Source organism: uncultured Pluralibacter sp., from assembly GCF_913775985.1.
In the GTDB taxonomy this organism is placed as follows: Bacteria; Pseudomonadota; Gammaproteobacteria; order Enterobacterales; family Enterobacteriaceae; genus Pluralibacter.
Genome location: NZ_CAJYMB010000089.1, coordinates 1 through 3,986, shown reverse-complemented (window position 1 = coordinate 3,986; position 3,986 = coordinate 1). Strand labels below are relative to the sequence as shown.

The window sequence follows — 3,986 nt, the reverse complement described above, 5'->3', positions numbered from 1 at the left end:
AAGACGGCATACGCGATGTATCTTTGTGACTGGAGTTCAGACGTGTGCTCTTCCGATCTCGCAGCAGGCGGTCTATAAGCTGACGCCGCTGGGCCGTCAGCTCAGCCAGCTGCCGGTGGACCCGCGTCTGGCCCGCATGGTGCTGGAAGCGCAGAAACACGGCTGCGTGCGTGAGGCGATGATTATTACCTCGGCGCTGTCGATCCAGGACCCGCGCGAGCGGCCGATGGATAAGCAGCAGGCATCCGACGAGAAGCACCGCCGCTTCCTCGATAAAGAGTCCGATTTCCTCAGCTTCGTCAATCTGTGGAACTACCTCGGCGAGCAGCAGAAGGTGCTGTCGTCGAACCAGTTCCGCCGCCAGTGCCGCACTGATTTTCTGAACTACCTGCGGGTGCGCGAGTGGCAGGATATCTACACCCAGCTGCGCCAGGTGGTGAAAGAGCTGCGCATTCCGGTGAACAGCGAACCGGCGGAATATCGCGAGATCCACCTCGCGTTGCTTACCGGGCTGCTGTCGCATATCGGCATGAAGGACGCCGATAAGCAGGAGTTTACCGGCGCGCGCAACGCCCGCTTCTCTATCTTCCCCGGCTCCGGGCTGTTTAAGAAGCCGCCAAAATGGACGATGGTGGCGGAGCTGGTGGAAACCAGCCGCCTGTGGGGCCGCATCGCCGCGCGCATCGATCCCGAGTGGGTGGAGCCGCTGGCCCAGCACCTGATTAAGCGCTCCTACAGCGAGCCGCACTGGGAGCGCGGCCAGGGCGCGGTCATGGCGACCGAAAAAGTGACGCTTTACGGCCTGCCGATTGTCGCCGCCCGCAAGGTTAACTACAGCCAAATTGACCCCGCGCTGTCCCGGGAGCTGTTTATCCGCCACGCGCTGGTGGAAGGAGACTGGCAGACCCGGCACGCCTTTTTCCGCGAAAACCTCCGGCTTCGCAACGAGGTGGAGGAGCTGGAGCACAAAACCCGCCGCCGCGACATTCTGGTGGATGACGAAACCCTGTTCGAGTTTTACGACCAGCGCATCAGCCACGACGTGGTATCCGCCCGCCATTTCGACAGCTGGTGGAAGAAGGCCGCGAAAGAGACGCCGGATCTGCTCAACTTTGAGAAGAGCATGCTGATCAAAGAGGGAGCGGAAAACGTCAGCAAGCTGGACTACCCGAACTTCTGGCATCAGGGCAGCTTCAAGCTGCGCCTGAGCTACCAGTTCGAGCCCGGCACCGACGCGGACGGCGTGACCGTACATATCCCGCTGCCGCTGCTCAACCAGATAAGCGATGAAGGCTTTGAGTGGCAGATCCCCGGCCTGCGCCGGGAGCTGGTTATCGCCCTGATAAAATCGCTGCCCAAGCCGGTACGCCGCAACTTCGTGCCCGCGCCGAACTACGCCGAGGCATTTCTTGGCCGGGTCACCGCGCTGGAAATGCCGCTGCTGGACGCCTTAGAGCGCGAGCTGCGCCGCATGACCGGGGTGACCGTTGACCGCGAGGACTGGCACTGGGATCAGGTGCCCGATCACCTGAAAATCACCTTTCGGGTGGTGGATGACAAAAACCGCAAGCTCAACGAAGGCCGCGATCTGGCGGCGCTCAAAGGCGCGCTGAAAAGCAAAGTCCAGGAGACGCTATCGGCGGTGGCCGACGACGGTATCGAGCAGAGCGGCCTGCACCTGTGGAGCTTCGGCACGCTGCCGGAGCGCTACGAGCAGAAGCGCGGCGGCTATAAAGTGAAAGCCTGGCCGGCGCTGGTGGACGAGCGCGACAGCGTTGCCATTAAGCTGTTCGATAACCCACAGGAGCAGCAGACCGCCATGCGCCGCGGCCTGCGCCGCCTGCTGCTGCTCAATACGCCGTCGCCGATTAAGTATCTGCACGAAAAGCTGCCGAACAAAGCCAAGCTGGGCCTCTACTTCAATCCGTACGGCAAAGTGCTGGATTTGATTGACGACTGCATCTCCTGCGGCGTCGACAAGTTGATCGACGAGTCTGGCGGGCCGACGTGGACGGAAGAGGGCTTCAGCCAGCTGCATGAGAAAGTGCGCGCGGAGCTGAACGACACTGTGGTGGAAATCGCCAAACAGGTGGAGCAGATCCTCACCGCCGTGTTCAATATCAACAAGCGCCTGAAAGGGCGGGTCGATATGACCATGGCGCTCGGTCTGGCTGACGTCAAAGCGCAGATGAGCGGGCTGGTGTATCGCGGCTTCGCCACCGGCAACGGCTACCGCCGGCTCGGCGATACCCTGCGTTACCTGACCGCCATCGAGCGCCGGCTGGAGAAGCTGGCTATCGATCCGCACCGGGACCGCGCCCAGATGCTGAAAGTCGAAAGAATTCAGCAGGCGTGGCAGGCGTGGCTCAACAAGCTGCCGCCGGCCCGGCGCGACGACGCCGACGTGCAGGAGATCCGCTGGATGATTGAGGAGCTGCGGGTCAGCTACTTCGCCCAGCAGCTGGGCACGCCGTATCCCATCTCCGATAAGCGCATCTTGCAGGCGATGGATCAGATTGGCAACTGAGTACGCGCGGGGGATACACCCCCGCGTTTTTCAGGATGACTTTCCCACCAGCAGGATCAAAATAAACAGGCCGCCGAGCCCGGCGGTAATAATTCCTACCGGCAGCTCCTGCGGGGCCAGCAGGGTGCGGCTAAGAATATCGCCGCCGCACAGCAGCACCGCGCCTGCCAGGGCGCACAGCGGCAGCAGCATAAGATGCCTGACACCCGCCAGCCGCCTGCACAGGTGCGGCACCATCAGGCCGACAAAGCCAATCACCCCGGTTAACGCCACCAGCAGCGAGGTCGCCAGCGCGCAGCACAGGAAGACCTCCGTGCGCAGCCGGTAAACGTTAATCCCCAGCGACAGCGCCGTCTGCTCGCCTGCCAGCAGGCCGTCCAGCGCCCGCCGCCGCCAGACAATAAACACGGCCAGCATCACCACGCTCAGCAGGGCAAAAGGCAGATTTTCCCAGCGGGCAAGCCCCATGCCCCCCAGCGACCAGAACAGCACCGAGCTGGCGGCCCGGCGGTCGCCGGAAAACACCAGATAGCTGGTTAACGCGCCGAACAGGAACGAAATGGCCAGCCCGCACAAAATCAGGTGCTCCGCGCCGCGCTGCTGGCGAATGCGGAACAGCAGCATCACGGCTCCCGCCGAGATCATCCCCCCGGCAAAGGCGGCGACCGGCAGCGTGAAGGCCCCGAGCAGCTCGCCGAAGCGGGTTATGGTCAGCACCGCTCCGGCGGATGCCCCGGACGAAAGGCCAAACAGAAACGGATCGGCCAGGTCGTTGCGGGTCGTGGTTTGCAGCAGCGCGCCCACCATCGCCAGCCCGGCACCGGTGAGGGCAGCGAGCAGGGTACGTGGCAGGCGGATATCCACCACGATGCGGCGCACCATTTCCGAAACCGGCGCGTCGCCGATGCCCAGCGCGCTCAGCACCTGCGCCGGCGGCAGGGCGACGGCACCTTTGGCGATGCTGAACAGCATCAGCCCCGCCAGCAGCAGTGCGGTAGCGACAAGCGCAATCACGTAACGGTTAATGCCGCCGCGCATTATTGACCTGCCGGATATAGCGCATGAGCCAGCTTTTCCACGGCGTTGATGTTGGCCGGACCCGGGGTCAGCTCAGCATACTTGAGCTTCAGATAGCGCTGCTGCTGCACCGCGGGCGTCAGCTTCATCAGCGGGTGATGCTCCAGCACGCGGCGCAGGTCATCGGCGCCGCTGCCGCTCTGGTCGTCCAGCAAAATAATCAGCTCGGGCCCGGCTGCCGCGACGCTTTCCCAGGAGGTGGTGCCCCAGCTGGTCTCCAGCGCGTCCATAATATTCTTGCCGCCGGCCGCCTCAATAATAGCGGTAGGCATGGCGTACTTGCCGCTGGTAAAGGGCTTGTCTTCGCCTGAGTCATACACAAAAACTTTTGGCGGCGGTGTATTGGCCGGCGGTGCGGGCAGGGCCCGCAGGCGCTGTTTCC

Annotated in this window: 2 protein-coding genes; both read right to left on the bottom strand. The window is 63.1% G+C overall.

Annotated features, from left to right (window positions below; genetic code table 11):
* Positions 1 to 2,557 precede the first annotated feature (2,557 nt).
* Positions 2,558 to 3,565, bottom strand: a complete 1,008-nt coding sequence (locus QZ766_RS09990) for an iron ABC transporter permease (protein ID WP_297201007.1) — start codon at positions 3,563 to 3,565, stop codon at positions 2,558 to 2,560.
* Positions 3,565 to 3,986: ABC transporter substrate-binding protein (locus tag QZ766_RS09985; RefSeq protein WP_297201004.1), on the bottom strand; the 422-nt coding region annotated here is incomplete at its 5' end. The genes QZ766_RS09990 and QZ766_RS09985, both read right to left, overlap by 1 nt.